Origin of the sequence: Gordonia sp. SMJS1, assembly GCF_029866425.1 — a bacterium.
GTDB classification, from domain to species: Bacteria; Actinomycetota; Actinomycetes; order Mycobacteriales; family Mycobacteriaceae; genus Gordonia; species Gordonia hongkongensis.
The window spans coordinates 2850277-2875714 of the sequence record NZ_CP123381.1 but is presented as its reverse complement, the minus strand read 5'-3'; the positions used below and the strand labels follow the sequence as shown (position 1 = coordinate 2875714).

Genomic DNA, 25438 nt, shown 5'->3' with positions numbered 1-25438 from the left:
CGTGTCGTAATCGGGGAGGAAGCCGATCTGGAAGGCCGACCCATGTGTGTAGAGCACGTGGTAGTCGTCGCCGGCGAAGTTCTCCGCCGCCAGCTTCCAGTTGGCCTTGATCCGGAACTTCATCGTGGGGCCGATCACCTCGAGCCCGCCGAGCGGCGCCTCGAAGGCCAGGTCCAGATACCAGAGCTGGTCAGCGCCGAGGTAGTCTACCAGCGGGATGGCGTCCTCGTCCCAATTGGCGAAGATGAAGCCCTTGTAGTTCTCCACCCGCGGAACGGCCTTCAGACCTAGGCGCGGCTTGTCCAGCTCGCCATGGTAGACGGTATCTGCGCGCGGTGCACCGATCAGATCGCCGTTGTTGCTGTAGGTCCAGCCGTGGTAGGGGCAGCGGAAGAACTTCGAGGACCCGGCGTCGGTGCTACACACGGCCATGCCCCGGTGGGCGCAGGAGTTGAGCATCACCCGGATCACTCCGTCCGCACCGCGAGTGGCGATCACAGGGTCCTCGCCCATGAAGTTCGTCAGGTAGTCGCCCGGCTCACTCAACTGGGACTCGTGGCCGATGAACAACCACGTCTTGGTGAATACCCGGTCCAATTCCTTGCGGTAGGTTGCCTCGTCGACGAAGACTGTTCTGCTGACGGCACCCTCGTCGGGCTTCACCAGGTCGTGCAGTCTTGCGGCGGCCACGTCAACGGGGCGTTCGCTAATGCTGGTCATGATCGGGTCCTCTCGGGGTCTGACGGGTTGCGTGAGGTGAGATGGGAGGGCGGACCCGAACGGCCCACCTGTAGGCGGATCGTCTGGGCGTCTGCGGTATCACTGAGCGCTGTCATTGCTGGTCCAACTGTTCTGGGCCCCGAGGTTTGCCATGCCCGCGGCGTACAGGGCACCCTGCGCGTCGAAGGGGAGGTGGGCCACGCCGGCCCGCTCGTATGACGGGGTCGCGGCTTCCAGCCGGCTGTAGATCTCCTCCATGTCCGGAGGCAGCTCATGGTCCTGCCAGGCGGCGTAGTCCCCGTAGCCGTGGTCGTAGTTCCACTCCGGCACGTAGTAGAGGCGCCCGGACGTCCCCGCGCTGTCCTGGGCGGCGAGGAAGAGCGAGATCGGCAGCAGGTGCTCGGGAATCGCCGGGCGCATGAAGTAGGCAATGCCCTGCTCGTTGAAGGCCCGGGCGGTGGCGTCGAACCACGACGCTCGGGTGTGCCCCGGCATGATCGCGTTAACCGCGACCCCGTCGCCGCGCACTTCCTCGGCGAGGTAGAAGGTCAGCGCCATCACGGCGGCCTTGGTGGCCTGGTAAGGCATCTCGACCGTCCACGGGCGCAGCCCGTGGTAGCCGCCGCCGGCGGCGACGGCCAGGACGCCACTGCTGACGACGTTGACGATGCTGCCCCGCTGCTGGGCCCGCATCGGCTCGATGAACCGGCGGATGGCCTTCAGCGTGCCGAACACGTTGACGCCGAACATCACCTCCCAGTCGCGGTCGGTCGTGTCAAGGGTGTTCCGGTGGCCTGTGGGCGGGAAGAGGGTTTCGGAGACCAGAGACGCGTTGTTCACTAGGACGTCGACGGTCCCGAACCTGTCGATTACAGCGTCTCGGGCGGCGTCGAGGGCGTCGTCGTCGGTGATGTCCATGTCGACGGCCATGCCGCTGCCGTCCGACTCCAGCTGCTTGCGGAAGTCGTCAGCGTCGTCCCACGTCAGGTCCGCTGCAACGACCTTGGCGCCGGCGCGCAACAGTCCCTCGCAGAGGGAACGGCCGATGCCGCGGGCTCCACCGGTGACAACGATGACTCGACCCGCCGCCTCGCCCTGCCACTCACCGAGTGCCCGCTCGACCAGCTGACGCTGCCGCGCAGTGGCCACGGTTTCTCCACCAGACTCCGACATCCAATTCTCCTCAAGTTAGGACGGCTTTCTGCATTGCAGTACACATAAAAGAGTATGACCTTCATCACAGGCTGTCTATGGGCTATTTTGGTATCGAGCTATTCACTGGTGAAACTAGGAGCCGTGCGTGGAGCTGCGTCAACTCAGGTATCTCGTTGCGGTGGCCCGCGAGGGGTCGTTCCTCCGCGCCGCCGCCACCCTCGATGTGCCGCAGCCCTCGCTGTGGCGTTCGATCAAGGCGCTGGAGGCGGAGCTGGGCATCGCCCTCTTCGAGAGGTCCGGCCGCGGAGTACAGCTCACCGGTGCCGGGAATCAATTGCTGCCCCGCGCCCATTACCTGCTGAATCGAGCGGAGTCGGTCTCCCAGTTTGCCCACGAACTCGCTCGCGGTCGAGCGGGCGTCGTCACGGTGGCCTGCGCATATCCGCACGTGTCACGGTTCCTCGCGCCCCTGATCGGCACCTTCCGGTCGGCGCATCCCGCTATCCACGTCGCCGTCCACGAGTACTCGGGCCTGCCCGCGATCGAACAGGTGCTTAACGGGGACGTCGATCTCGTGACGGGCCTCGGGCAGGCCGACCAGCGTCTTGCGGGCCACCAGCTCGGCGACGTGCGGCTGGCGGTGGTGACCTCCGACGACCACCCGTGGCGGGGCCGGAGCCACGTCTTGGTCGCTGAATTGCGTGGCCAGCCGGTGCTCACCGGGCACGCCGATAGCCTCACCCGGCGCCTGCTGGAGCCGGCGCTGCGGGCAGGGGGCTTCGGGCTCGACATCACGTCGGAGAGCGTCAACGCCACCACCATCGTTGCGCTCGCCCGGGCAGGGCTGGGCGTGGCCGTCATCGCCGACGACAACCTCAGTGCCGACGACTCGGCCAGATGGCCAGTGCTGGTCGACGAGCACACCCCGATGAGCGCCCCGCTGTGGATCTACTGGTCACGCGAAGGAGGCATCGCCCCGGCGGTACGGTCCTTCGTGCGCCACGTCCAGGGGACCGGCAACCGGCTGGACCGGGACGGCGGGCAGCCCAGTCCAGCCTGAGGCCCAGCCGACTTCGGCCTGACCACGCCGATCAGAGCAGGAGATGGTCGATCTCCTCCGCCGCAGCTACCAGCCGAGTGAGGATGTCCTGCTCGGTCGCCGAGCTCATGCGACTGAGCGGCAGCGAGGCCTTGACAGCCAACCGCGGAGAGCGGGTCGAGGCCAGTGCGACGGCGAGGGAGGCGACATCCTCCTCGCTCTCCTCCTTGCTCGACGCGAACCCCCGGGAACGGATCGTGCGCACCGCGTCGAGAAGTTCGGTCCGGGTGCCTAGCGAATGGGCTTTACCGCCTGGTGGACGCCGCCTACGAGAAACGTGCCATCGCGATCAGCTCGAACCTGCACCCGGCCGGTTTCGACGAACTCATGCCCAAGACCATCGCCACCGCGACAGTGGATCGGCTACTGCACCGCGCCCACGTCTGCCAGACCAGCGGCGACTCCGTCCGCCTCTCCGAAGCACTCGCAGGCCAGGGAGTGAAGCCCTTGTCCTGACAACCCGAAAACCCGAGATGGCCAACTTCTGGGCAGATCCCATTGAAGTGCCCCGGGTAATCGATGTCTCCATCAAACCCGGGGCACTTCAGCGGTCAGGTCGTCGGTGAGGCAGCATCGTGCGCACAGTCCTCGGCGGTGGGGTTCGTCCTGGTCTCCGCAGCGGGTGCAGGTCAGTCGGGGGTCGTCGATTCCGGCACAGTCAGTGCAGATGGGCTGGTCGTTGGCGAGGCCAGGCAGCAGTCGATCCGGGCGTTGGCAGCGGGGGCAGGTGCCGCGTCGGCGGGTGGCCTGTTGGTAGCAGCGGCGGCAGACGAAGCCCTCGGGCCAGCGCACTCCGCGATGCTGCTGCTCGTCGTTGCACCGTGTGCAGTGGTACTTCGATGTGTCAGCCATGTGTCCGCCGCCTGCCTGGGGGTCTACGCCGTCGGTCCGGGTCGGTGGATGTGTGCCCGCTTCGGTCGCAGTGGCACGTCGGTTGCGGGGGAGGCGTCGGTGGCTGTGGCGGTGCGTCTGGAGGGGGAGGTGTCGACGTGGAAGACGCAGAGGTCTTCGACGGTGCAGTCCAGGACGTGGCACAGCGCTCCGAGTAGGGCCAGGGGCAGTCGCTCAGGGGTGCGTCCCAGGAGGCGGTAGAGCTGGGAGGCGGAGAGTTCGATTCCCACGTCGTGCAATGGCGTGATCAGGTCGGACAGGGTGTGCATATCTCGGTCGGTCATGACCTGGCGTAGTCGCCACTGGTAGGCGATCCGGTGTTTCATTGCTGGTCGGTCCTTTCGGGCAGGCGTTTGGCCGCGGCGCGAAGTGCGGCGGCCACGACACGGCTGCGGTAGTCGGGGGAGACGAAGGTGTAGAGCGAGGTGGTTGAGGCGTACTTGTGTCCGACTTGTTCCTGGATGAAGCGGGTGTCGTATCCGGACTCGACCAGCAGCGTGACGTAGCTGCGGCGCAGGGAGTGAAAATCCAGTCCGGGATCGGTCAGGCCGGCGGTGTCGCAGAGGTCGGCGAAGCTATGGGACAACGCGCCGTTCGAGATGCGCTCGGATCGCTCGGTCGGGAACAATGCGGTCCCGACCGGGTGGTCAAAGGTGGTGCGGCCCTGGTCGATCCATCGTTTGAGGCAGTCGATCGCCCAGGCGGTCTCCGGGACCGTCAGGACGCCACGCCGCTTGGCCGCAGATCCCTTGCCGGGTTTGCCGTGGCGGACGTAGCAGAACCCGAACTGGCCGAACTGTGGTGCTCGAGGGTTCGGTCCGAAGTCTGTCAGATCCAGCATGCGGACTTCGTTGCGACGCAGGCCCCACGCGTAGGCGACCTTGATGATCGTCGCGGTCCGCAGGGCCACCATCGCGCCCTTCGAGCCAGCCTCGAAACGGTGGTTGACCTGATCGTCCGCGAAATCGCAAAGGTCCTGCAGTTCATCGGTGGTGTAGGCCCGTTTGAGTGGATTGTCGGGGCCCTCGTAGGTGTGGCGGGCCGAGTTGGCCTCGGTGATGATCTGTATCGGATGCGTGTCGAATCGGTCCTGGCATTGCTGGGTCCACTCGTAGGCCGGATCGAGCAGGTAGTCCATGAAATGCCGCAGTGCACCCTGGTAGCTCAGCACCGTGCCCAGGGCCAGGCCGTGGACCCCGCGCAGTTCGGTGAACCAGTCATCGACCATCGGGGCGTCCAGTGCCAGGGGCCGGCGACACCGCAGAAGTCCTGGAACCGCCGGATCGTGGCGACCTGGGCCGCGATCGTGCCAACGGACAGGTTCCGGGCCATCTGCTGGTGCGACCACCCGGTGACCATCGCCTCGAACACCGCGGCTTCCGGCCGCAGGACAGCGATGCCGTCGGCCAATTGCAGCCGCGCCGACCCCGGCGGAGGATCCTGATCTGCCATCTCGCACCACCCAAACATGGTTCGCGATATATGCGAAAGTATCGCACTTTGCGCGAATCAACACAAGAGGTCGCAGGTAGCGGCATTGCCAGTCAGTCCGCGGAGGTTGGGCCACTGCACTCAGAGGCGGCCCCGGGAAGCGGTCCGTCACGTGACGACGTGCAGGTCAGTCGGGGTGCCGGACAGGGCGGGCGAGAGAATGTCCGGGAGGTGTCGAGTTCGCAGAACTTACAACTCAGCACCCGCTACTTGTCATAACGTCTGGTTACCGGTGCTCGATGTGGGTGGCAAGGCGACACGAGTTTTCGGACACTGCTGCCCTGCGGAAACGACTGGTTCTGTGAGTGTCGCGAAATCGATCGCTAGCTAGCGGACGCGCTCGGACGGGGGTTTGACTACCTTGAGCCACCGTCGTGAGGTGGGGTCGTCACGTCCCACGCTGACTTGCGGATACGAGATGAAGGTCGCTTCGTCGATGTAGGGCGGGACCGTGGCTCTTTCTGGTGACGTCCTGCCGTGTGTCAGTTGAAGCCTCCGGACGGTGTCGTGGCCTGCTCTCTTTGCCACATGACGATGGTCAGTTCGGCGTAGAGGACGGTGTGGTCGTCCTGATCGGTCAGCCGCATCTCCATCTTCACTCGCCCGCGTGTTCCGTCGAGAGTGACCTCGGCAATCCGGACGGTTCCGGTGAGAACGTTCCCGGGTCGGACGGGCACCGGGAACCGGACCCGGTCGAATCCGAGCCCGGCGATCACTGCCCATTGGTTGAGCACTGTTTGTGTGAGCAGCCGTTGAGCGATGGCGATGGTGTGTACCCCGCTGGCGATGAGTCCGCGGAAGTGTCCCTGATCGGCCGCTTCCTCATCGATGTGAAACCACTGTGCGTCCCAGCGTGTGGCGAAATCCACCAGTTCGGCCTTGGAGACGGTGTGATCGCCCAGTTCGAGGATCTGGCCCGGGGTGAAGTCTTCGGCGTAGACGGACGGACTTGGGGGAGTGGCGTTCACAGCGACCTGGCTACGAGCAGCTTCATGATCTCGTTGGTGCCGCCGTAGATCCGCTGCACGCGGGAGGCGGTGTACATCTGGGCGATGGGGTACTCCATCATGTAGCCGTAGCCACCGAACAGCTGTAGGCACTTGTCCACCACGCGGCACTGCATGTCGGTGGCCCACAGCTTGATCATCGAGGCGCCGGCGGCGTCGAGGGTGCCGTCGATCTGGCGGCGGATGCCGTCGTCGATCAGCGCCTTGCCGGCGTAGACGTCGGCCTTGCACTCGGCTAGTACGAACTGGGTGTTCTGGAAGTCCAGGAGTTTCTTGCCGAACGCATCGCGCTCTTTGACGTACCGGATGGTCTCGATCACCGCGGCCTCGGCCACTGCCACGCCGGCGACTCCGATGATGAGTCGCTCCCGCGGCAACTGGGTCATGAGTTCGGCGAAGCCGGAGCCCTCCTCGCCAAGGATGTTCTCCACCGGTACCCGCATGTCGTCAAAGAAGAGTTCGCGGGTGTCCCATCCGTGCATGCCGATCTTCTCGAGGACGGCGCCGCGGGAGAAGCCCGCGACGTTATTGTCGACCTCGGCGACTAGTAGGGAGATGCCCTTGCCGCCGGCCGCTGGATCGGTCTTGGCCACGATGACAACCAAGTCGCAGTGGGTGCCGTTGGAGATGAAGGTCTTGGCGCCGTTGACCACGTAGTGGTCGCCGTCGCGGATCGCTGTGGTCTTGACGTTCTGCAGGTCTGAGCCGGTACCAGGCTCGGTCATGGCGACGGCCACCACTTTCTCGCCGGAGGCGAGCCCGGGTAGCCAGCGGCGCTTTTGCTCCTCGGTCCCGTAGGCGTTGATGTAGTGGCTGACGATCGTGGAGTGCACGGTGAAGCCGAACGCGCTGTCGTGCGCGTACGCCAGTTCCTGGGCCACTACAGCCTCGTGGCCGAAGTCGCCTCCCCCGCCGCCGTCCTTTTCGGCGATGTCGGTGAGCAGTAGGCCTGCCGCTCCGGCTCTGTTCCAGAGTTCGCGGTCGACGTGGCCCTGCCGGGCCCAGTCCGCCTGGCGGGGGGTGACTTCTCTGGCGAAGAAGGCGCGGGCGTGGTCCCGTAGCAACTCGTGGGACTCGGTTTGCCAGGTGGGGCGGTGGTCGGGGAACAGGGTGGTGGTCATGATCTTGTCCTTGTCGGGCCGGGTCAGCGGCCGGTGAAGTTCGGCGAACGCTTGGCCACGAAGGCGGCCTGGCCCTCGTGGCTGTCGTCTGAGGCGAGTGAATAGACGAAGTTGCGCTTTTCGTGCTCGAGCCCTGCGGCTATCGACCCGGTCTGCGCGGCCAGGGCGGCGTCTTTGGCCAGGGCCACGGCCAGCGGGGAATTAGCCGAGATCCGCTGCGCCAGGGCGATCGCCTGTTCGACGACCTCGTCGTCGTCGACCACCTTTCCCACCAGGCCGAGGGTGGCGGCCTCGGTCCCGGTGACCAGGTCGCCGCTGAGCAGCAGTGCCATGGCGCGAGGTTTGCCGAGCGCCCGGATGAGTCGTTGGGTGCCGCCGCCGCCGGGGATGACGCCGAGCTTGACCTCGGGTAATCCAAGGCGGGCACCCTGGCCGACGATGCTGGTGTCGCAGGCCAGGACGAGTTCGAGCCCGCCCCCCAGGGCCAGGCCCTCGACGGCTGCGATCACCGGTTTGGGGAAGTTCTCCAGGTCGGCCCATAGAGTCCCCCCGGAGGCCCGCCGCTGCCCGATCAACGGATCGGCCCGCAGGGCGTCGAACGCGGTGATGTCTGCTCCAGCGCAGAACACGCCGCTCGCGCCGGCCAAAACTATGGCGCGCACGGAGTCATCGGTCCGCAGCTCGGCTAGGTGCCCGTTCAAGGCTGCGAACACCGCGGCGTTCAGTGCATTCCGGGCCTCGGGTCGGTTGATGCGCAGGATCGCGACGGCTCCGCGTCGTTCGCTGCGCACCACATCATCGTGTCCGCTCCGGTTGTTCATTCCTCGGCTCCCCGGTAGAGATCGGCGTGGTCGGTGCGTAGCGTCTTTTTGTCCAACTTGCCGACGCTGGTGCGCGGCAGCGCGTCGGCGAAGATGACGATGTCGGGCAGTTGCCACTTGGCGAACTTGTCTTCCAACACGGCGTGGATGTCGTCGACGTCAAGATCGGCACCGTCTTCTTGGACGACGATCGCAACCGGGCGCTCTTGCCACTTGGGATGCTCGATCCCCACCACGGCGGCTTCGCGGACCTGTGGGTGGGCGACGATCGCGTTTTCCATGTCGATCGAGGAGATCCATTCGCCGCCGCTTTTGACCACGTCCTTGATGCGGTCGGTCAGCTTGAGGTAGCCGTCGGGGCGGATCGTGCCGGCATCGCCGCTGCGCCACCACCCATCGGCGAACGCGCCGCCTTTGTCTTCCATCTTGTGGTAGCGCTCGATGATCCACGGGCCGCGCATGAGCACCTCGCCCTGGGAGACACCGTCGTGGGGTAGTTCGGTTCCGTCCGGTCCGACGACCTTGATGTCGATCCCGTTGACCAGCAGACCCTGGGCCCGCTTGAGATCCCACTTCTCCTTCTCACTGAGCACGTCCCGCAGCGTGTGCTTCAGGCCTGCGTTGACGGTGACCAGCGGAGTGGTCTCCGTGGCGCCGTAGGCGTGGATGATGTCGGCGCCGGTGAGGTCATGGAAGCCGCGCATGAGCGTCAACGACGGTTCGGTCGCCCCGGACAGCAGACGGGCGCGGCTGAAGTCCGGGCGCGTCTTGAGTGTGCGGATGTAGTCGAGCATCGGCTCGAAGATCGCGGGGGCACCGTTGGCTACGGTGACGGACTCGGAGATCATCGCGTCAACCAGCACAGAGGTGTCCTCGGCCGTATACCGTCCGGGCAGCACGACCTTGGCGGCCGAGTAGATGGCCGACTGCGGCAGTCCCCAGCCCTGGCCGTGGAACATCGGGGTGATGACCATGACGGTGTCGTCGTCGCCCATCTTCAACTGCGCTGCCTCGGCAAGAGTGTGGAGGTAGATCCCGCGATGGGAGTAGTACACGCCCTTGGGGCGGCCGGTGGTGCCGGTGGTGTAGCACGCGCTGTACGCCGAGGTTTCGTCGATCATCGGCCAGTCGAAGGTCGATTCCGCGGCCGTCAGCGCGTCTTCCCAGTGGACGACCCCGGGCAGGGTGGTGGAGATCTCCGAGAGTGGCTTGTCCGTCATGACCACCCAGGTCTTCACCCCGACGCCCTGCTCGACCAGCGCCTCGGCCACGGGCAGCAGGGACTCGTCGACCAGCACGATCGAGGCTTCGGCGTGGTCGGTGACATAGGCCAGGTCCACCGGGGCGAGCCGCAGGTTCATCTGCAGCATCACCGATGCGATACCGGGAATCGCCCAGTACAGCTCCATATGGCGTTTGGAGTTCCAATCCAGGATTCCCACCACCGTTCCGGGGCCGGCCCCAGCCCGGTGAGCGCGTGGGCTGACTTCCCGACCCGCTCGAACATGTCTGCGTAGGTGTAGCGGTCCCAGCCCCCGTCGATGGTGCGGAATACGATCTCCTGCTCGGGGTAGGTCCGGGCGGAGTGCCGCAGCAGGGTGGTGGTGTTGAGCTGGTAACTGTCACCGTGTGTCGACGGCAGACCGGTGACGATGGGGTGGGACGTCATGTTGGTGCTCCTGAAGTGGGGTTGGGACGGTGGCTGGGACGGAGGGGGCTCGTCAGAGGCGTTCGATGATGGTGGTGTTAGCGGTGCCGTGGGCTTCGCAGATGGTCTGTAGCCCGTATCGGCTGCCGGTGCGTTCGAGCTCGGTCAGCAGGTCCGTCATCATGCGGGCGCCGGTGGATCCGAGGGGATGGCCCACGGCCACCGAGCCGCCGTTGACGTTGAGTTTGTCGTCGGGGACGCCGAACTCTTTTTGGAACATCAGCGGTACTCCCGCGAACGCTTCGTTGACCTCGAACAGGTCGATATCGTCCACCGTGAGCCCCGACCGGACCAGGGCCTTGCGGGTGGACTCGAGGATCGCGGTGAACTGGATGATCGGATCGGCCGCGGCGACCGCGTGGACCACGAAGCGGGCGCGGGGGGTGAGCCCGTGGGCCTCGGCGAACTCACGGTCGGCGATGAGTAGTGCGGCGGCACCGTCGCTGAGCTGGGAGGAGTTGGCTGCGGTGGTCTTGCCGTCCTCGGCGAACACCGCCCGCAGGGACGCCATCTTCTCCGGGTCGAGCTCGGCCCGGATCCCCTCATCCGCGGTCACGGGCTCGCTGGAGTCATCGAGCGGGTCGCGGCGCAACGGAACCAGCTGGGTCTCGAAGCGGCCGTCGCGGGTGGCAGCCAGCGCCCGCTCATGGCTCCGGCGGCTGAACGCGTCGAGTTCCTCCCGGCTGAGGTCGAAGCGGGTGTTCATCAGCTCACTGGACGGGCCCTGCACCAGCAGTCCGCCGTCGTAGCGGGCCAGCTCCCGGGGGGAGTACTGCGGGCCGAGCGGGGCGCCGGGTTGTAGTGAGGATGGCAGCGCCACCTGTGACATCGACTCCACGCCGCATGCGATGGCGAGGTCGTAGGACCCCGCCTCCACACCGTGGGCGGCAAATGCGACAGCTTGCTGCCCCGAGCCGCACTGTCGGTCCACGGTCACGGCCGGCACCGAATCGGGCAGGCCGGAGGAGAGTACAGCATGGCGGGCGATGTTGGAGCTCTGCTGGTCGTGCGTCATCACACAGCCAGCGATCACGTCGTCGATTTTCTCCGGCGCCACATCACTGCGGCGAACCAGTTCACTGAGGGTGGCCCCCAGCAGATCGGCGGGATGCCAGGCGGCCAGCGCCCCGCCGCGCTTGCCGACCGGGGTCCGGACGGCATCGACGATCACCGCCTCGCGGGTGGCTCGGGAACTACGGGGCTGGGGGGAGTCGGTCATGACTGGGTCCTTCCTCAAGGTGGTCAGGCGGTAGTCGCCGTGAGCGCGTGAGTGGTCTGCGCTGTGGCCGGGTGGGCATCGCGAACGGCGCTGAGCGGGATGTCGTGGCGCGCGGCCAGATCCTCCCAGTGGGCCGTGGTGCGCGCGGCGAAGGCGCGGGTGTAGGCGGCGGATGTGCCGTCGCAATCGAGTACCTCTCTGGTGCGGGCCTCGAAGTGCGGCTCGAGTGCCCCCAGGGCGATATGGCCGTCGGCGGTGGCATAGATGTTGTAGGAGGGCAGAGCCCCGCCCAGTGGTGCTCCATTGCCAAACAGGCCGTGCCGGAGGGCAGCCGCGGAGTCGTACGCGGCCGCGTCGAGAGTGATGCGTTGATGTCCACCGGAGTCGTGCTGTCCCCGCGCCAGCAGCAGTGCCAGGGCGGCCGAGATGGCCCGCTCCCCACCGACGGTGTCGGCGACCGGGACCAGCGGCAGGTGCGGCGGCCGGATGGTGCCGTATCTCGCCTGATAGGTCAGGTCGTGGCCCGCGACCTCCTCGTCGGCGCCGTCGTAGCCCACGATCTCCACATGGCACAACCGCGGGTAGCGGTCGCTGAGATCGCCGAGGCCGAGTCGGCAGAACGCTGACGGGCGCATGGCGGTCACCAACACGTCCGCCGTATCGAGCAGCCTGGTCAGCTCCTCCAGGCCGCTACGACTCTTGAGGTCGGCCCGACGAACCTCCACCCCCTGTGTCAGTTCTGCGTACCAGGAGGGCGCGGCCACGGCCAAGGCGTCACCCACCGGCGGCTCCACTTTGATCACCGCTGCGCCGAGGTCACGAAGGCCTGCCACGGCCAGCGGACCGGGCAGGTTGGTAGCCAAAGAGACGACCTGTATGCCGGCCAGGGGTCGGAGCGATCGAAGACTCATTCCAGCGACTATACAAGTAGTCAGTAAACTTAGCCACTGTATAGCTTTAGCGATTGGCGCGTCCCCGTAGACTCGTTTGTCGACCGAAGGGAGACCGCGTGGACCGCCCCGCCCAGCACTCCGGCGACCAAGATCTCACCGCCAAAGCGCGAATCCGCAACGCCGCTCTCGAGCTTTACGCGGCCAACGGCGAGGACCGCACACCGATGCGGGCGGTCGCGGCCGCCGCCGGGGTGACTGTCGGGCTGGTGGTCCATCACTACGGGTCCAAAGACGGCCTCCGCGAGGCCGTGGAGCAGATCGTCGTGGAGCGTTTTGCGTCGGCCCTTGCTTCGGCGCCGACCGACGGGGCCGGCGAAGAAATCGCTCGCGTCCGGAATGAATCCGTCGCGGAAATGCTGTTCAGAAACCCGGAGGTGGTCAACTACCTCCGCCGGGCGCTACTCGAACCCGGCGGCCAGCGGGGGCAACTGCTGGAGCGGCTCACCGAACTCACCCACCGGGAGGTCGTTGCGATGCGCGAGACCGGCGCGGCCTCGCGAGGTCGCGCCGACTCCGTCCAGGTGGTCGACGTGATCATCAACCAGATGGGCCGACTGTTCCTGCAGCCGCTGGTGGATGCCGTCTGGACCCACCTCGGGACCTTCACCCACACCGAGGGGCACAGCAAGCCCGAACTCGGCGTGAGCGTGTCCGGGGGAGGAGCTGTCGATCGTTCCCACGGGTCAGCCACCTGACCCGAGTTTCACTTTCACTGAACATCTGTACAAGCATCACGCTGGCGGTTACTGTTCCTGCTGTGTCCGGGGTCACATACCCGATCCCGGAGTCATCGACACCTCAGGAGTCACCATGGCCACTCTCGGAGGCGCCCTCGCGCTCAATGCCCGCCGGCACCCGGACAAGACCGCACTGATCTTCGGCGAGAGCACCTACTCGTACGAGCAGCTCGCGGCCCGGATCAATCAGTATGCGCACGCGTTGGCGTCGCTCGGAGTCGGCAAGGGCGACAGGGTGGCACTGCTGAGTCCGAACTCCGACGCGTACATCCTGGGCCTGTACGGAGCGTTCCGACTGGGGGCCGTCGCCGTGCCTCTCAACCCTCGCGTGCCGGCCCGCGAACTTCGCTACCTGCTCGAGGACTCCGGTGCGACGGTGCTGCTGTACTCCGAGGGGCTCGCGGTGGTGGTGGCCGGCCTCGACGAACTCGATCCGCTGCCGTCCGCGCCGCAAAGTCTGGTGCTGGACGAGCCCGCCGCGCAGGGCATCGCGCGGCTCGCAGACACCATGCCGACCACCGCGCCGGAAGTGGAGGTCATCGAGGACGACGACTGCATTATCCTCTACACCTCGGGCACGACCGGGCGTCCCAAGGGAGCGTTGTTCGACCATCACCGCATGCTGTGGGTGGGGAACTCGGTTTCCGCACTCGGTATGAATATCTTCGACCGGAATCTGCACGTCGCGCCGATGTACCACTGCGCGGAGCTGGTCCTGTTCGTTATGTCAGGGTTCAGCCTGGGCACCACTCACGTGGTGCTGCCAGCGTTCGAGCCCAAGGCGGTCCTGGATGCGCTGGAGAAGCACCGCATCACCGTGTTCCTGGGCGTGCCCACCATGTACCAGATACTGCTGCAGCACCCCGAGCTCGGCACGCGCGATCTGTCCGCGTGGCGGCTGGGCTTCTTCGGCGCCGCACCAATGCCGCCGAGCGCGGCGACCAGCTTGCTCGCCACCCTGCCGCACGTGCAGTTCTTCCAGCTGTGCGGCCAAACCGAAGGCGGCCCGACCGGCATCTTCCTCACTCCGGACGAAGTACGCGCCCGCCCAGATGCCACCGGACGGGCGTCCATCACTAACGCCGAGACGCGGATCGTCGACGACGAGGGCAACGACACCGCGGTCGGCGAGCCCGGGGAGATCATTTACCGAGGCGAGACCATCATGAAGGGCTACTGGAACAAGCCCGAGGCCACCGCCGATGCGCTCCGCGACGGCTGGCTGCACAGCGGCGACGTGGCGGTCCGGGACGCCGACGGGTTTATCACGATCGTTGATCGGATGAAGGACATGATCATCACGGGCGGGCGCAACGTGTACTCGGTGGAGGTCGAACAGGCCCTCGCCGGCCACCCGGACGTGGCCGATGTGGCGGTCGTCGGGCGGCCGGACGAGATGCTCGGGGAGAGCCTCATCGCCGTCGTCACCCCGGTCGAGGGCCGCGAGGTCACCTTGGAGTCGCTCCGCGAGTACGGATCCCAGTTCATTGCGGGTTACAAGCTTCCGCGCGAGCTCATCACCCGGCCCATTCCCCGTAACCCCTCGGGGAAGATTCTCAAGCACGTGCTGCGTGATGCAATCACGGAAGGCACAGTCGCCACCAGCTAACAATCGGATAGCTCGTTAGGCTCCTCTACCAAGCCACCTGCCATTTGGCCCGCTCTGGGAGAGGTCGAGTTCGCGGGATACTCGGCATCGCCTACTTTACATAACGTAGATTATCGGCGAATCTTGATGCGAATCAACGTGTTTCGTCACCAGTCGGGCGGCCTCGGCCAGACCGCGATTCAATCTCAAAGCCGGATGCTCGCGAGCACCCCGTGGTGGTCGGAGCCCGGCAGATCGATCCGCCGGAACGATGTCGGTGTCGGGCCGTTGCGGGTGAGTACCCGATCGAGCGCGAGCAGGGGCGGGTAGGGTCGGCCGGCGGGGTAGGTCGCGACGACGCCGGATCCGAGATGCTCGGCGGCGTCGGTCAGCTGGGGTGAATCCGGCGGTCCGGAGAGCAGCTGCCGGAAGGAGCGGTGATCGTAGGTCGAGTTGGCATCGGCGCCGATGATCAGCGGATCTGTGTCGGCGGACAGGATCGAGCGTAGCTCGCGGAGCTCGGCATTCCAGCGCCACGATGGTTCCGGATAGGGCGGCAACGGATGCAGTGCATAGACCGAGATGGGCGAGCGGTTTGGTAGCGTAAGTCGCGCATGAAGATTCGACAGTTCGAATCCGCGCAGGAGTTGCCCGTCAGTCAGCGGGGACCGAGCATAGATGCCGGCTCCACCTCCACCCTCGCGGGGACGGAGAAACGCGAACGGCAAGGCGTGGCGCAACCCGGCGCGATCGAGGGCCCCCACCGACTCGGGCGTCAGCTCGACCACCGTCATGACGTCGACTCGCGAGCTGCGTACCCGCGACACCATCTCATCCGGATCGGCCTGCCCGCGAAAGATGTTTGCCTGCATAACGGTCAAGTCCGAGTCCGAGACCAGTTCGTCCACTCCCCAATACAGCGGGGCCTGCGCCGTGACGCCCACGGCAACGACGAGCACAGCTGCCACCGCGGAGATCCAGGCGCGCGCGACGAGCAACAGCACCAGGCCGAGGACACCGACGCCGATTAACACCGGCGTGAACGCCGCCACCCGGGACGCGGTATTGCTGACCAGGCCAGAGTAGTGAGCAGCAATCCCGACGACAGCGGCGAGGACCGCACCCCAGCCGAGTGCTCGTAGGAGTCCACGCATGCGGTCGATCATGCCACGATCGCCGTCAGGCTCAGAACGCTGATAGAGGCGCAGGATGACGATTCTGACGCCCACTCGGAGAAACTAACCACGGTAGTAGTAATCTGTCCGTGGCCCGTTCGATATCGAACTGTTTCATCCGGAACGACGCTTGAACTGAGGGACCTTCATTGGCACGGCATCGCAAATCTGACCCCAGCCCACCTCCTGCTGGTATACCTGCGTCCCGCCGCCCTGCGTCGGCGGCTTTCGACCGCGGGCCTTCGGTGCCACGGCATTCGGGTATCGCGCGGGCGTCGGGGCGACATCGGATACCCCACCCCCCTGAGACTGCGGTCGGGTTCACCCGAGCAGTCCCCTCACCTGCCCCGGCCCTCACGCGCTCGCCGCAGATTTCATCGGTGAGTGCGCCCAGGACGTCTCCTCCCAACCCGCCTCGCGGCGCCCGCCCACACCCGTCCCCCTCGCATCATGCACGGCCGCACGCGGCCCGTTTCGACCATGACGCGTATGGGCCGTGGCGCACACCACGCTCGGTCGACGTCGGCAGGAACCAAAGGGTTGCAGCGCCTACCGCGCCATGGGAGCGGGCGATGTCCGTTCTCGATCACCATGACAATGAGCCAGTTCACTCTGATTTTCTCGATGTGCTCGACGAGGAGAAGACGTCGGGAACACCACTCAGGTCCGTAGCCGCAGCCGGGGTCAGTGGATCGCTCGCGGCTGCGGTGGTCCTTTGCGTCGCCGGCGGGACCGCGGCCACTGCGCTCGCCGATCGTCACAGCCCAACAGTCACCCCAGTTTTCCAGGCTGGCGTGTCCGCCGACGACCGATCCGCGGCAACGCCATCACCTGTAGCCCTCGGATCGGTGGACGATCGACAAGACACCACGCCGGCGCGGACATCGTCACTCGATGAGCTGACCGCGGCCGTGCGAGAGTTGGTGCAGCCAGATCGTCTGCGGCCTTCCGATCCCCCTGCGCCACAACGGCCGCGGTCGGCGGCACCTACCTACGGCACCGTGACCTCGAGCTACGGGGCACGCTGGAGTACCACGCACTATGGCCTTGACATCGCCAACGCGATTGGCACGCCGGTGGTGTCCGCAAGCGATGGGCAGGTCATCGAATCCGGTCCGGCCGATGGTTTCGGTTTATGGGTACGCGTGCTGCAAGACGACGGCACGATCGGCGTGTACGGGCACATCAACGAGGCGTTGGTGAGCGTCGGACAACGAGTCCGGGCCGGCGAGCAGATCGCAACGGTAGGAAACCGCGGCTACTCCACTGGACCACACCTGCACTATGAGGTCTGGCAGCAAGACGGACCCAAACTTGATCCGGCACAGTGGCTGAGAACCCGGGGCGTCTACGTCGTCGGCTGAACCGGCGTGAACGGTGCAAAGCTGCTGGAGATTTCGTGGCAGGTGTGCGGGCGTAAGCCAAGCCGACGTTGCCAGTCTCGTGGTCTTACTGAGCTTTACCGACGGCAAGCTTCTGGCAAATGCGCCCGATCGATCGGATCGCAACGGTGTGCAAATCTATCGTGGTCACAGGCCGCGGCGGACAGTGGCAGCCGCTCTTTGCTGGTTGGTGGTCGTACCCCATGATGAGGTGCGTACGTGCCTGGGTTGTGGTTTAACTATCTGGCAGGTTCACCGAGCGGCTCTTCGCGAGTCCCCTCTTGCTCGCATGGTGGGCGTCCATCGCTTCGGCCTGGTGATTGATGCGAGTTCGTAGGGGTTTGAGGACGAGCATCGAGACTGGACTACTGAGCACTACTGCGAGCACGACGGCTCCGAAAATCGGGATTTTCACGTCAAATACGAAGGAAATCAACAGGATCAATCCGCACAGCGCAGCGGCGAGTGCTAGCCGCGCGGCGTTATACAGCAGGGCAATCGCGACGAGTGACTTGCCCGAAGGGGCGGGCGAGGGGGCGGCATGGTCAGAAGTGCTTCTGCTCATGTTCGGTAGGCCTTCCGTGTGCTGCTTGTTGAATGCGATCGGATGTATGTGTGACGTGGCACGCCCTCTCGTCGAGTGCTTCAACTGGGGGACATCGATCCCCGCAGGATGAATCTCTGCTGATGTGAGTCTCATTCGTGACGTGTGCGTCGTAGTCGGCGGTTCGCTGACGCTGGCTCGGTCATCCATCGCCGCGCTTGCTCGTTGAAGTCTTCGCCCCACCCAGCCTGATCGGTGCGGGCCAAACCGGCGATGGTGACAGCAGTGCGTCGTTGGCCATCGATCTCGGTGGGCACCAACCGCACCCAGATTCGTCGGCGCCGGACAAGCAGGGACACAAGTAGCCCAGCCAGCATCACAGTCGCGGTCAGCAGGACCCAGTTCTGTGCCGGCCCGTGCGACACCTGCATGGACACAAACCGTTCGTACCCGTCGAAGCGCACTACGGTGCCGTCGGCGATGGTGTGGGTCTCTCCTGGGCCGAGATTGACTTGGGCCCGCTGCTGGAGCCGGCCCTGCTCGATGAGTGATTGGTTCAAGGAGTATGCGTTCTGCGGACGACCGGTATCCAGTCCGGTGTCGCCCTGGTAGATCCTGATCGCTACATACGGATCATTCGGCACGGGAAACGACGAGGTGAGAAGCGTTCCTTGGAATGCCGCGGTCGGCGCGAACAGACCCTCAATCGCGATCTGTCGGCGGCGCCGTTCATCCGCGTCGGGGTAAAGCCCCGCGGGAGTATCAAAACGGGCCGCGCCTGAGGACAACATCGTCTGCAAGTTGTCGGGAATGAAAAGTACTGTCTGAGTGCGCTGCTCACCGTTCGGGAAGGTCACTGTGAATGTAGGTGCGAAGCCATTGCCTAGGACGTAGACGCGGTCACCGGCTACTCGCAGAGGCTCGTTCACTCGAATACGCGCAGCGTTCCAGGTAGTGGGGTCGGACTGTCGTACGTCGTCGGTGTAACTGACGTCGGCTTCGTACATGTCGGGCTGGCCGCTCGGCAGGAACCTCGCATCGAAGCCCTCGACACGAACACAGAATGGTGAGAGATCGGTGCCGTCGACAAGGCTGCCTGCTCGAAACGAGTCATAGACGGCCGTCGAGGTGTTACAGAGGCCTTGCGTGCCATCGGCGATGAGACTGCGGGTGCCCTCGTACCCGTAAAGTTTGTCGGCCGCGATCGCTATCAACAGGGCGAGCAGTGAGAAGTGGAACAGGAGGTTGCCCCACTCGCGGAGGTAGCCCTTCTCCGCGGAGATCTCCACGGCTTCGGTGGGTTGGGCACCCGTCGCCGGGCGCGTGGTGGTGACTCGGCGCCAGCCACGCAGATTGGTATTTATCAGGGCAGCAACCTCGTCAGGATCTCCGTGCACCGTGTCCTCGACGTGCCGCGGCAGACGAATGAGGTTGCGTGGCGCGGGGACCGGCTGAGCGCGCACTGCGCGCGCATGCTCGAGAATTCGGGGGGTGAGGCAGCCCACAAGCGATACGAACAGCAGGACGTAGATCGCGGTGAACCACGTGCTGGCGAAGACGTCGAACAGCTGCAGTCTGTCCATCCACACCCCGAGCGCGCCGCGGTCGGCAATGTACTGGGTTGTTTTCTGCTCGTTGAGCGGTCGTTGTGGCAGCATGGCGCCCGGGATCGCGGCTGCGGCCAACAGGAACAGCAGCATGAGTGCGGTTTTCATCGACGTGAGCGATCGCCACAGTCTGCGCAGGGAGCCAAGCGCCGGGTGCGCTCGGCGCGGCGTCGGCGCTTCGGTTCCCATCATCGTGGTGGGGGTAACGTCGTCGCACTCCGACAGTCCATGACTGCAGGAGCGACGTCGAAGTCGCCGGCCGAGTGCCGATCGACACCCGCCACCACGAGCGCGGTGGGTCGCCGGGACATACTCCCCCGCACCGCCACTATGGGTCTCACCTGCTCTCCCTCACCTACCCGGATTACTACGCACCGTAGTATTTATAGAACCCGGATGGCAACCACGTTGGGTCTTGCTTGCTCGATCGGAGCGGTGAGGCCTGGTGAGCCGTAAACTACTATCATTGTTAGTAAGACCTGTGGCGGCGCCTACATTCTGTGGTCGTCGGTGTGTGCTCCGGATGAAGGGCTTTGTAACTGATGGGCCGCTTTGGCACTCCGAGGACGATGCGTCGCGACCGCCGATCGACTGGCCATAGTCAGCTGCGGCAACGTCTGGGAACCCTTCGACGCCACCGTTCGGCGCAGGTCAAGGCTCGGCATGTACTGGTATTGGCGGCGCTGACGGCCGTCGTGGTGGTACTGACCTCGTGCAGCTCGGCTGGCGGTAGCTCTACCTACAGTGACCAGATTTCGGCCGTCGACAGTTTTGCGGCCATCGCACAACCCTCCATCGCTGTGGCCACCGAAGGAGGCGATCGGCTCGCTCCCGACGCGGTTGTCGAACCTGGGCTTCCTATCGTTGTGACGGCCAGTCGCGGCGCGTTGACCGACGTCGATATCCCAACATCTAGCGGGCGTGCGTTGGCGGGCTCGCTGAGCGAGGATGGCAGTACCTGGACAAGCACCCAGCCGTTGGGGTACTCGAAGCAGTACTCCGTTCGAGCTGAAGCCGTGGGTGTGGGTGGTCGAACGAGCGTCTCGCAAGGCTTCACCACAGCCTCGCCGGAGTCGCTGACCAGCGCGGCCATTCTGGGCGAGAAGACCGTCGGAATTGCGCACACGATTGGTGTTCGATTCTCGGATCCCATCCCTGACCGCCGGAAGGCGCAGGCTGCAATCACCGTGGCCTCTGATCCACAGATGCAAGGCGCGTTCTATTGGATCAGCGACTCCGAGGTCCGATGGAGGCCCGAGCGCTTCTGGATGCCGGGGACCAAGGTCAGTGTCGCCGTGAACATTTACGGAGTCGACCTCGGCGACGGGCTCTATGGCAACAGAAATCTGTCCTACGACTTCACCATTGGCCGAGCTCAGACAATCGAAGCCGACGACAACACCAAGACCATCGTCGTAAAGAGGGATGGCAAGGTCATCCGAACGATGCCGACGTCGTTCGGCAAAGACAGCACACCGACTCCACGCGGCATCTACATGATCGGTGATCGCGTCGAGCACATCGTCATGGACTCGTCCACCTACGGAGTGCCTGTCGAGTCCGCAGCGGGATACCGCACACCCGTTCAATGGGCGGTGCAAATGTCCTACAGCGGCATTTACATGCACGGCGCACCGTGGTCGATGTCGGCGCAAGGCAACAGCAACGTCAGCAACGGTTGCCCAAACCTGAGTCCCGCAGACGCGGAATGGCTCGTGAAGAACACCCTGCGCGGTGACCCCGTCACGGTCAAGAACACCAACGCCGACACGCTCTCGGGAGTCGATGGACTCGGCGACTGGAACATCCCGTGGTCACAGTGGAAGAAGGGCAACACCGACACCTAGGCGCCCCCCGCCGGGCTGGAGCTTGTCGACGCCAACTCGCCATATCGATGGGTGTTGAGGTATTCGCGCCGGCGCGCCTACAATGGGCCATATCAATGAACGTAAGGATGTTGATATGACTCAGGAGTCGGTGGACACATGCGACCTGCTGTGCCTCGATCTGCCGCACGCAGAAACTATCCGGACTGCGCTACCCGAGGTGACCGCGGTCGACCGTGCCGCCGCCGGAGCTCGCGCACTCGGTGATCCCACCCGGCTACGTGTAGCGACGGCGTTGCTGTCGGGCGAGGAATTATGCGTCTGCGACCTCGCGTGGGTGGTAGGCCTGGCGCAGAACCTTGTCTCGCACCATCTGCGCTTACTCAAGGGCGCCGGCCTGGTGACCGGGCGCCGGCACGGACGGTTGGTGATGTACGCGTTGACCCCCTCCGGCCACGCTCTCGTGACAGCCGTTCTAGCGATTGCATGTGTCTCCGTACCAGCCACGACGACGTCATCGGCGGCGGCCACAGTGCAGGGGCGAGCTCATGGCTGACGCATGCTGCGGACCATCAGATCCCGCCGACCTCGACGCCGAGGTCGATCAGGGCCCGGTTCGGTTGTGGCAGGTGCGCGAGCTGCGTTTCGCCGCCGCCGCAGCAGTGTTCCTCGCGCTCGGCTGGATCATCGGAGGCTCTCTGTCAGAGACCGCGGGCATCGTCGTGGAACTGGTCGCGGTCGTCGTCGCTGCCTCAACGTTCGTGCCGTCGACGCTGAGGTCGCTGCGCCACGGGCGCATCGGTGTCGGAACGCTGATGACGATCGCCGCGATCGGGGCTGTGGCGCTGGGCCAAATACCCGAGGCTGCGCTGCTGGGAATCTTGTTCTCGGTCGCTGAAGGACTCGAGCATTACGCGGTCACCAAGACCCGGCGCGGGCTGCGGGCACTGCTCGCGCTGGTTCCACCGACCGCGTCGGTGATTCGTGAGGGTCGCGAGATCACCGTGTCCCCTGATGAGTTGATCATCGGCGATGTGCTGGTGGTGCGTCCCGGTGAGCGCGCGTCGACCGACGGGACGATCACCGCGGGCACTACCAGCGTGGATATGTCGGCGATCACCGGCGAATCTGTTCCGGTGGAGGCGGGTCCGGGCGACTTGCTCTACGCCGGCGCCATCAACGGTGGCGGTGCGATCGAAGTCCGCGTGACCGCCCGCGCCGCGGATAGTTCCCTGGCCCGCATCGTTCACATCGTCGAGCAAGCGCAGGAACGCAAAGGCGCCGGCCAACGTCTCGCCGACCGCATCGCCCGCCCCCTGGTCCCCGCCATCATGGTGCTCGCGGCGCTCGTGGCAGGTATCGGTGCGCTGCTCGGTGATCCCCTGCTGTGGCTCGAACGCGGCCTGGTAGTCCTCGTTGCCGCGTCCCCGTGTGCGTTAGCGATCGCGGTGCCGCTGACGGTGGTCGCCGCGATCGGCGCCGCCAGCCGCCATGGCGCACTGGTCAAAGGCGGTGCTGCACTAGAGGAGTTGGGACGGGTCCGCGTCGTCGCACTGGACAAGACCGGCACCTTGACCCGCGGCACTCCGGAGGTCATCGCCGTGGTGAGCACACCCGAGATCACCCGCGAAGACGCGTTGTCCTATGCCGCCGCGCTCGAGGCACGCAGCGAGCACCCGCTGGCGAGCGCCATTCTCGCGGCCGCACCTGCCCTGGACTCACCTGCCGAGGACGTCACCGCGATCGCCGGTCACGGACTCACCGGCCAGATACGCGGACAGCAACTGCGCCTGGGCAAACCCGGGTGGCTCGATCCTGGCGCGCTCGCCGGCGAGGTCACCCGGTTGCAGAGCGACGGTGCCACCGTCGTGCTGATCGAACGCGATGGCACCGTCGTCGCCGCCATCGCCGTCCGCGATGAGCTTCGCCCCGAGGCCGCTGAAACGGTCGCTCAGCTGACGGCGCTGGGTGTCAACTCGGTCATGCTGACCGGGGACAACGATCGCACCGCACACGCCTTGGCCACGGCGGCCGGAATCAGCACCGTCCATTCCGAACTGCTTCCCGAAGACAAAGCCGACTTGCTGCCCACGCTGGCGCGCGGGCGGGCGATCGCCATGGTCGGCGACGGCGTCAACGACGCCCCAGCGTTGGCCACCGCCGATGTCGGAATCGCAATGGGAGCGATGGGTACCGACGTCGCCATCGAAACCGCCGATGTGGCGTTGATGGGCGAAGATCTCCGCCATCTCCCCCACGTGCTGTCCCACGCTCGGCGCGCACGCCGAATCATGGTGCAGAACATAGGATTCTCTCTGGCCATCATCGGTGTGCTGATTCCGCTGGCCGCCACGGGCGTCCTCGGCCTGGCCACGGTGGTCTTCGTCCACGAACTCGCAGAAGTGCTGGTGATCGCCAACGCGATTCGCGCTGCCCGGACGAAAGCACTGCCAGGCACCGGTGCCATGCCCCGGGTAACCCGCGGCAAGCTCAACATCTCGGTGGCGCCCTACAACGACACAGGCGACGCCTGCTGCGCCCCGGTATCCGCCACCACCACCGATCAGCCACGGCCGGTGCCCGAGGTGCCCCTGCTGCCGACTCCACGATTACGCGGCGCGGCGACCAGCACGAGTTGTGCTGCCACTACAGAACCAGGGTGCAGCTGCTGTTCGAGCCCGTCGGATGACGCCGATGACGCACCGAGTAGCTCACCAACGCCCCATCGCGAACGCCACTGAAGCAACCACGCCGCGTCAGGTGCGTTGGCGTGATCTCCACGTGCGTACAACCAGTGCCGCCAGGACCGCGGCAGCACAGATCCCTTCTCCTGCTGCTCCGATCCGCGTCGCCAGAGTCGTCGTTGTCCTCAACGGCACCCGCGCGATGAGAACATCGGGGGAGAACAATTCTGTGCGTTGTGCAATGGTCCCATCAGGTTCGATGACCGCGCTCACGCCACTGGTTGCTGCGATGACCACCGCCTTATCGTGTTCGACTGCCCGAACTCGCGACATCGCGAGTTGCTGGTAGGTCATCTCGGTGCGCCCGAACGTCGCGTTGTTCGTCGGAACCGCGATCAGCTGCGCACCGGCGCGCACCGATTCGGTCACCAGATCGTCGAACGCGACTTCGTAGCAGGTCGCTACCGCCACGGGCACCCCGGCAAGATCGACAACGCCATCGCCTGTGCCAGGAATGAAGTTGCCAGCCCGGCTGGCGTAGGACGAAAGCTGTGTCATCAGTCCCCGCAGCGGCAAGTACTCCCCGAACGGCACCAGCTGACGTTTGTCATGCTCCTGACCAGGCCCGGTGACGGGATCCCACACCACCAACGTATTGCGGGACGTGCTGTGGCTCCCGGCGATCACCGCGCCCACCAGGATCGGCACCTCGATCGCCCGCGCGGCACGATCAATTTGCGCCGCAGCATCACGGTTACCGAACGGGTCGATATCGGATGAGTTCTCCGGCCACACCACCACATCGGGACGCACGACCCGCCCAGAGCTGACCTCCTCCGCCAGGTCGAGAGTGCGCCGGACATGATTGTCGAGCACTGCACGTCGCTGAGCATTGAAGTCCAAACCCAACCGCGGTACGTTGCCCTGCACCAACGCCACCGTCACCGACTGCTCCTCCGGTTCTGCTGTCTGCGACGGCGCCAGGGTCCATGTCAGCACTCCCACTACGGCGACTGCTACGCCTGGGCCGGCCAACGCCCGAGGGTGCACGTTGATTACCGCCACTGCGATCGCGGCCAGGAGTGCGCCGAGCAGCACCACAACGAAGGACAACCCCGGCGCGCCAGCCAAGGCCGCTAACGGCAGCAAGAACCCGTCCGGCTGACCGAATGCTATTCGGCCCCAGGGAAAACCGCCAAAAGGCACGCGGGAGCGGACGGCTTCGACTGCCACCCAGGCGCATGCTAGCCACACCGGCGCTCCGCGGCATCTGCCGACCAGCGCCGCCACCGCCCCGAAGACACCGAACGCCACCGCCTCGACCGCCGCCAAGGCCAGCCACGGCACCGCACCCACATACGTACCGACCCACGGCAGCAGCGGCACGAAAAAGCCCAGCCCAGCGAGATAGCCGTAGCCTGACGCCGCCCACAGCGACCGCCCACGCAGTGTCACCACCAGGACCGCGATCGCCACCGGGGCAAGGAACCACAGTTGGCGCGGAGGGAAGCTCACATACAGCAGCCCGCCCGAACCGGCCGCAGCCGCGATACGTAGTGCAGATGCACATATCGGTGGCAGACCTGCGCCGGCATGCCGAGCATCCGAGTGACGACTCACCGCCCACCGCTCCCCTCACCGGTTCGGTCGTGCGTGATATGCACGCCAATCGCCCGGACGACACCGCACGCCCTGTAAACTACTAGCCAA

The 25438-nt window shown here is 65.5% G+C and carries 21 protein-coding genes and 3 pseudogenes; 8 read left to right on the top strand and 16 right to left on the bottom strand.

Annotation, left to right across the window (positions count from 1 at the left end; translation table 11 throughout):
- Positions 1–87: 87 nt before the first annotated feature.
- Positions 88–720, bottom strand: a pseudogene (locus tag QAD21_RS13145) (Rieske 2Fe-2S domain-containing protein); the annotation flags it as partial.
- Positions 721–819: 99 nt separating this feature from the next.
- Positions 820–1869, bottom strand: a complete 1050-nt coding sequence (locus tag QAD21_RS13140) for an SDR family oxidoreductase (protein WP_101841495.1) — start codon at positions 1867–1869, stop codon at positions 820–822.
- Between the two features lie 151 nt (positions 1870–2020).
- Between QAD21_RS13140 and QAD21_RS13135 the strand changes: the two genes are divergently transcribed.
- A complete protein-coding gene (locus QAD21_RS13135) occupies positions 2021–2935 on the top strand; it encodes a LysR family transcriptional regulator (RefSeq protein WP_006897072.1) in 915 nt (304 codons plus the stop codon).
- A 31-nt stretch (positions 2936–2966) separates the two neighbouring features.
- On the opposite strand, the gene QAD21_RS13130 is transcribed toward QAD21_RS13135, so the two are convergent.
- Positions 2967–3179, bottom strand: a complete 213-nt coding sequence (locus tag QAD21_RS13130; protein ID WP_006897073.1) for an IclR family transcriptional regulator C-terminal domain-containing protein — start codon at positions 3177–3179, stop codon at positions 2967–2969.
- Positions 3180–3214: 35 nt separating this feature from the next.
- Here QAD21_RS13130 and QAD21_RS13125 point away from each other — a divergent pair.
- Positions 3215–3430: pseudogene (locus QAD21_RS13125) on the top strand (ATP-binding protein); the annotation flags it as partial.
- 419 nt (positions 3431–3849) lie between these two features.
- Here the strand turns inward: QAD21_RS13125 and QAD21_RS13120 are convergent.
- From QAD21_RS13120 to QAD21_RS13080, 9 genes and pseudogenes are all read right to left on the bottom strand, one after another.
- A complete protein-coding gene (locus QAD21_RS13120; RefSeq protein WP_006897076.1) occupies positions 3850–4191 on the bottom strand; it encodes a helix-turn-helix transcriptional regulator in 342 nt (113 codons plus the stop codon).
- The gene (locus QAD21_RS13115) at positions 4188–5093 is read right to left on the bottom strand and encodes a tyrosine-type recombinase/integrase (RefSeq protein ID WP_006897077.1); all 906 of its coding nucleotides are present in this window, start codon (positions 5091–5093) and stop codon (positions 4188–4190) included. The genes QAD21_RS13120 and QAD21_RS13115 overlap by 4 nt, the downstream gene beginning before the upstream one ends.
- Positions 5030–5317, bottom strand: a complete 288-nt coding sequence (locus tag QAD21_RS13110) for a hypothetical protein (RefSeq protein WP_006897078.1) — start codon at positions 5315–5317, stop codon at positions 5030–5032. Before QAD21_RS13110 ends, QAD21_RS13115 begins: the two co-directional genes overlap by 64 nt.
- A gap of 521 nt (positions 5318–5838) precedes the next feature.
- Entirely contained in the window at positions 5839–6324 is a 486-nt protein-coding gene (locus QAD21_RS13105) for a MaoC/PaaZ C-terminal domain-containing protein (RefSeq protein ID WP_055476448.1), read from the bottom strand.
- Complete coding sequence (locus QAD21_RS13100; RefSeq protein WP_008382198.1) at positions 6321–7484, bottom strand: acyl-CoA dehydrogenase family protein; 1164 nt, start codon at positions 7482–7484, stop codon at positions 6321–6323. Before QAD21_RS13100 ends, QAD21_RS13105 begins: the two co-directional genes overlap by 4 nt.
- A gap of 23 nt (positions 7485–7507) precedes the next feature.
- A complete protein-coding gene (locus tag QAD21_RS13095; RefSeq protein ID WP_008382197.1) occupies positions 7508–8305 on the bottom strand; it encodes an enoyl-CoA hydratase-related protein in 798 nt (265 codons plus the stop codon).
- Positions 8302–9974 (bottom strand): annotated as a pseudogene (locus QAD21_RS13090) (long-chain-fatty-acid--CoA ligase). Before QAD21_RS13090 ends, QAD21_RS13095 begins: the two are co-directional and overlap by 4 nt.
- Positions 9975–10026: 52 nt before the next feature.
- Positions 10027–11232 carry a thiolase family protein gene (locus tag QAD21_RS13085; RefSeq protein ID WP_055476449.1) on the bottom strand — a complete coding sequence of 402 codons (1206 nt, stop codon included), beginning with the start codon at positions 11230–11232 and terminating at the stop codon, positions 10027–10029.
- Between the two features lie 23 nt (positions 11233–11255).
- Positions 11256–12143 (bottom strand): CoA transferase, encoded by an 888-nt coding sequence (locus tag QAD21_RS13080; protein WP_055476450.1) that lies wholly within the window; start codon positions 12141–12143, stop codon positions 11256–11258.
- Between the two features lie 98 nt (positions 12144–12241).
- Between QAD21_RS13080 and QAD21_RS13075 the strand changes: the two genes are divergently transcribed.
- Both QAD21_RS13075 and QAD21_RS13070 read left to right on the top strand, forming a co-directional pair.
- Positions 12242–12880: a TetR/AcrR family transcriptional regulator gene (locus tag QAD21_RS13075; RefSeq protein WP_055476451.1), complete on the top strand. Its 639-nt coding sequence runs from the start codon at positions 12242–12244 to the stop codon at positions 12878–12880.
- A gap of 115 nt (positions 12881–12995) precedes the next feature.
- Positions 12996–14531 carry a long-chain fatty acid--CoA ligase gene (locus tag QAD21_RS13070; RefSeq protein WP_055476452.1) on the top strand — a complete coding sequence of 512 codons (1536 nt, stop codon included), beginning with the start codon at positions 12996–12998 and terminating at the stop codon, positions 14529–14531.
- 185 nt (positions 14532–14716) lie between these two features.
- Here QAD21_RS13070 and QAD21_RS13065 read toward each other — a convergent pair whose 3' ends face one another.
- Positions 14717–15739, bottom strand: a complete 1023-nt coding sequence (locus tag QAD21_RS13065) for an endonuclease/exonuclease/phosphatase family protein (RefSeq protein WP_307814794.1) — start codon at positions 15737–15739, stop codon at positions 14717–14719.
- A gap of 572 nt (positions 15740–16311) precedes the next feature.
- On the opposite strand from QAD21_RS13065, the gene QAD21_RS13060 reads away from it, so the two are divergent.
- On the top strand, positions 16312–17049 hold the full coding sequence (locus QAD21_RS13060) for a M23 family metallopeptidase (protein WP_055476454.1): 738 nt from the start codon (positions 16312–16314) through the stop codon (positions 17047–17049).
- A gap of 253 nt (positions 17050–17302) precedes the next feature.
- Here QAD21_RS13060 and QAD21_RS13055 read toward each other — a convergent pair whose 3' ends face one another.
- The gene (locus QAD21_RS13055; protein WP_055476455.1) at positions 17303–17632 is read right to left on the bottom strand and encodes a DUF4229 domain-containing protein; all 330 of its coding nucleotides are present in this window, start codon (positions 17630–17632) and stop codon (positions 17303–17305) included.
- Positions 17633–17763: 131 nt separating this feature from the next.
- Entirely contained in the window at positions 17764–19407 is a 1644-nt protein-coding gene (locus QAD21_RS13050; RefSeq protein ID WP_175401071.1) for a cytochrome c biogenesis protein ResB, read from the bottom strand.
- A gap of 479 nt (positions 19408–19886) precedes the next feature.
- On the opposite strand from QAD21_RS13050, the gene QAD21_RS13045 reads away from it, so the two are divergent.
- From QAD21_RS13045 to QAD21_RS13035, 3 genes are all read left to right on the top strand, one after another.
- Positions 19887–21065 carry an Ig-like domain-containing protein gene (locus QAD21_RS13045; protein ID WP_280361714.1) on the top strand — a complete coding sequence of 393 codons (1179 nt, stop codon included), beginning with the start codon at positions 19887–19889 and terminating at the stop codon, positions 21063–21065.
- Between the two features lie 115 nt (positions 21066–21180).
- Positions 21181–21600 carry a metalloregulator ArsR/SmtB family transcription factor gene (locus tag QAD21_RS13040; RefSeq protein ID WP_011161129.1) on the top strand — a complete coding sequence of 140 codons (420 nt, stop codon included), beginning with the start codon at positions 21181–21183 and terminating at the stop codon, positions 21598–21600.
- Positions 21593–23785, top strand: coding sequence for a cation-translocating P-type ATPase (locus tag QAD21_RS13035; protein WP_259935584.1), 2193 nt, complete (start codon positions 21593–21595; stop codon positions 23783–23785). The genes QAD21_RS13040 and QAD21_RS13035 overlap by 8 nt, the downstream gene beginning before the upstream one ends.
- Positions 23786–23800: 15 nt before the next feature.
- On the opposite strand, the gene lnt is transcribed toward QAD21_RS13035, so the two are convergent.
- On the bottom strand, positions 23801–25309 hold the full coding sequence (gene lnt, locus QAD21_RS13030) for an apolipoprotein N-acyltransferase (protein ID WP_280361712.1): 1509 nt from the start codon (positions 25307–25309) through the stop codon (positions 23801–23803).
- Positions 25310–25438 lie beyond the last annotated feature (129 nt).

What these genes read in the sequence shown, in the direction of transcription:
- QAD21_RS13120 (WP_006897076.1), bottom strand. Translation starts at nt 4,191, where the DNA reads ATGAAACACCGGATCGCCTACCAGTGGCGACTACGCCAGGTCATGACC.
- QAD21_RS13115 (WP_006897077.1), bottom strand. Translation starts at nt 5,093, where the DNA reads ATGGTCGATGACTGGTTCACCGAACTGCGCGGGGTCCACGGCCTGGCC.
- QAD21_RS13110 (WP_006897078.1), bottom strand. Translation starts at nt 5,317, where the DNA reads ATGGCAGATCAGGATCCTCCGCCGGGGTCGGCGCGGCTGCAATTGGCC.
- QAD21_RS13100 (WP_008382198.1), bottom strand. Translation starts at nt 7,484, where the DNA reads ATGACCACCACCCTGTTCCCCGACCACCGCCCCACCTGGCAAACCGAG.
- QAD21_RS13095 (WP_008382197.1), bottom strand. Translation starts at nt 8,305, where the DNA reads ATGAACAACCGGAGCGGACACGATGATGTGGTGCGCAGCGAACGACGC.
- QAD21_RS13085 (WP_055476449.1), bottom strand. Translation starts at nt 11,232, where the DNA reads ATGACCGACTCCCCCCAGCCCCGTAGTTCCCGAGCCACCCGCGAGGCG.
- QAD21_RS13080 (WP_055476450.1), bottom strand. Translation starts at nt 12,143, where the DNA reads ATGAGTCTTCGATCGCTCCGACCCCTGGCCGGCATACAGGTCGTCTCT.
- QAD21_RS13070 (WP_055476452.1), top strand. Translation starts at nt 12,996, where the DNA reads ATGGCCACTCTCGGAGGCGCCCTCGCGCTCAATGCCCGCCGGCACCCG.
- QAD21_RS13055 (WP_055476455.1), bottom strand. Translation starts at nt 17,632, where the DNA reads ATGAGCAGAAGCACTTCTGACCATGCCGCCCCCTCGCCCGCCCCTTCG.
- QAD21_RS13050 (WP_175401071.1), bottom strand. Translation starts at nt 19,407, where the DNA reads ATGGGAACCGAAGCGCCGACGCCGCGCCGAGCGCACCCGGCGCTTGGC.
- QAD21_RS13040 (WP_011161129.1), top strand. Translation starts at nt 21,181, where the DNA reads ATGACTCAGGAGTCGGTGGACACATGCGACCTGCTGTGCCTCGATCTG.
- QAD21_RS13035 (WP_259935584.1), top strand. Translation starts at nt 21,593, where the DNA reads ATGGCTGACGCATGCTGCGGACCATCAGATCCCGCCGACCTCGACGCC.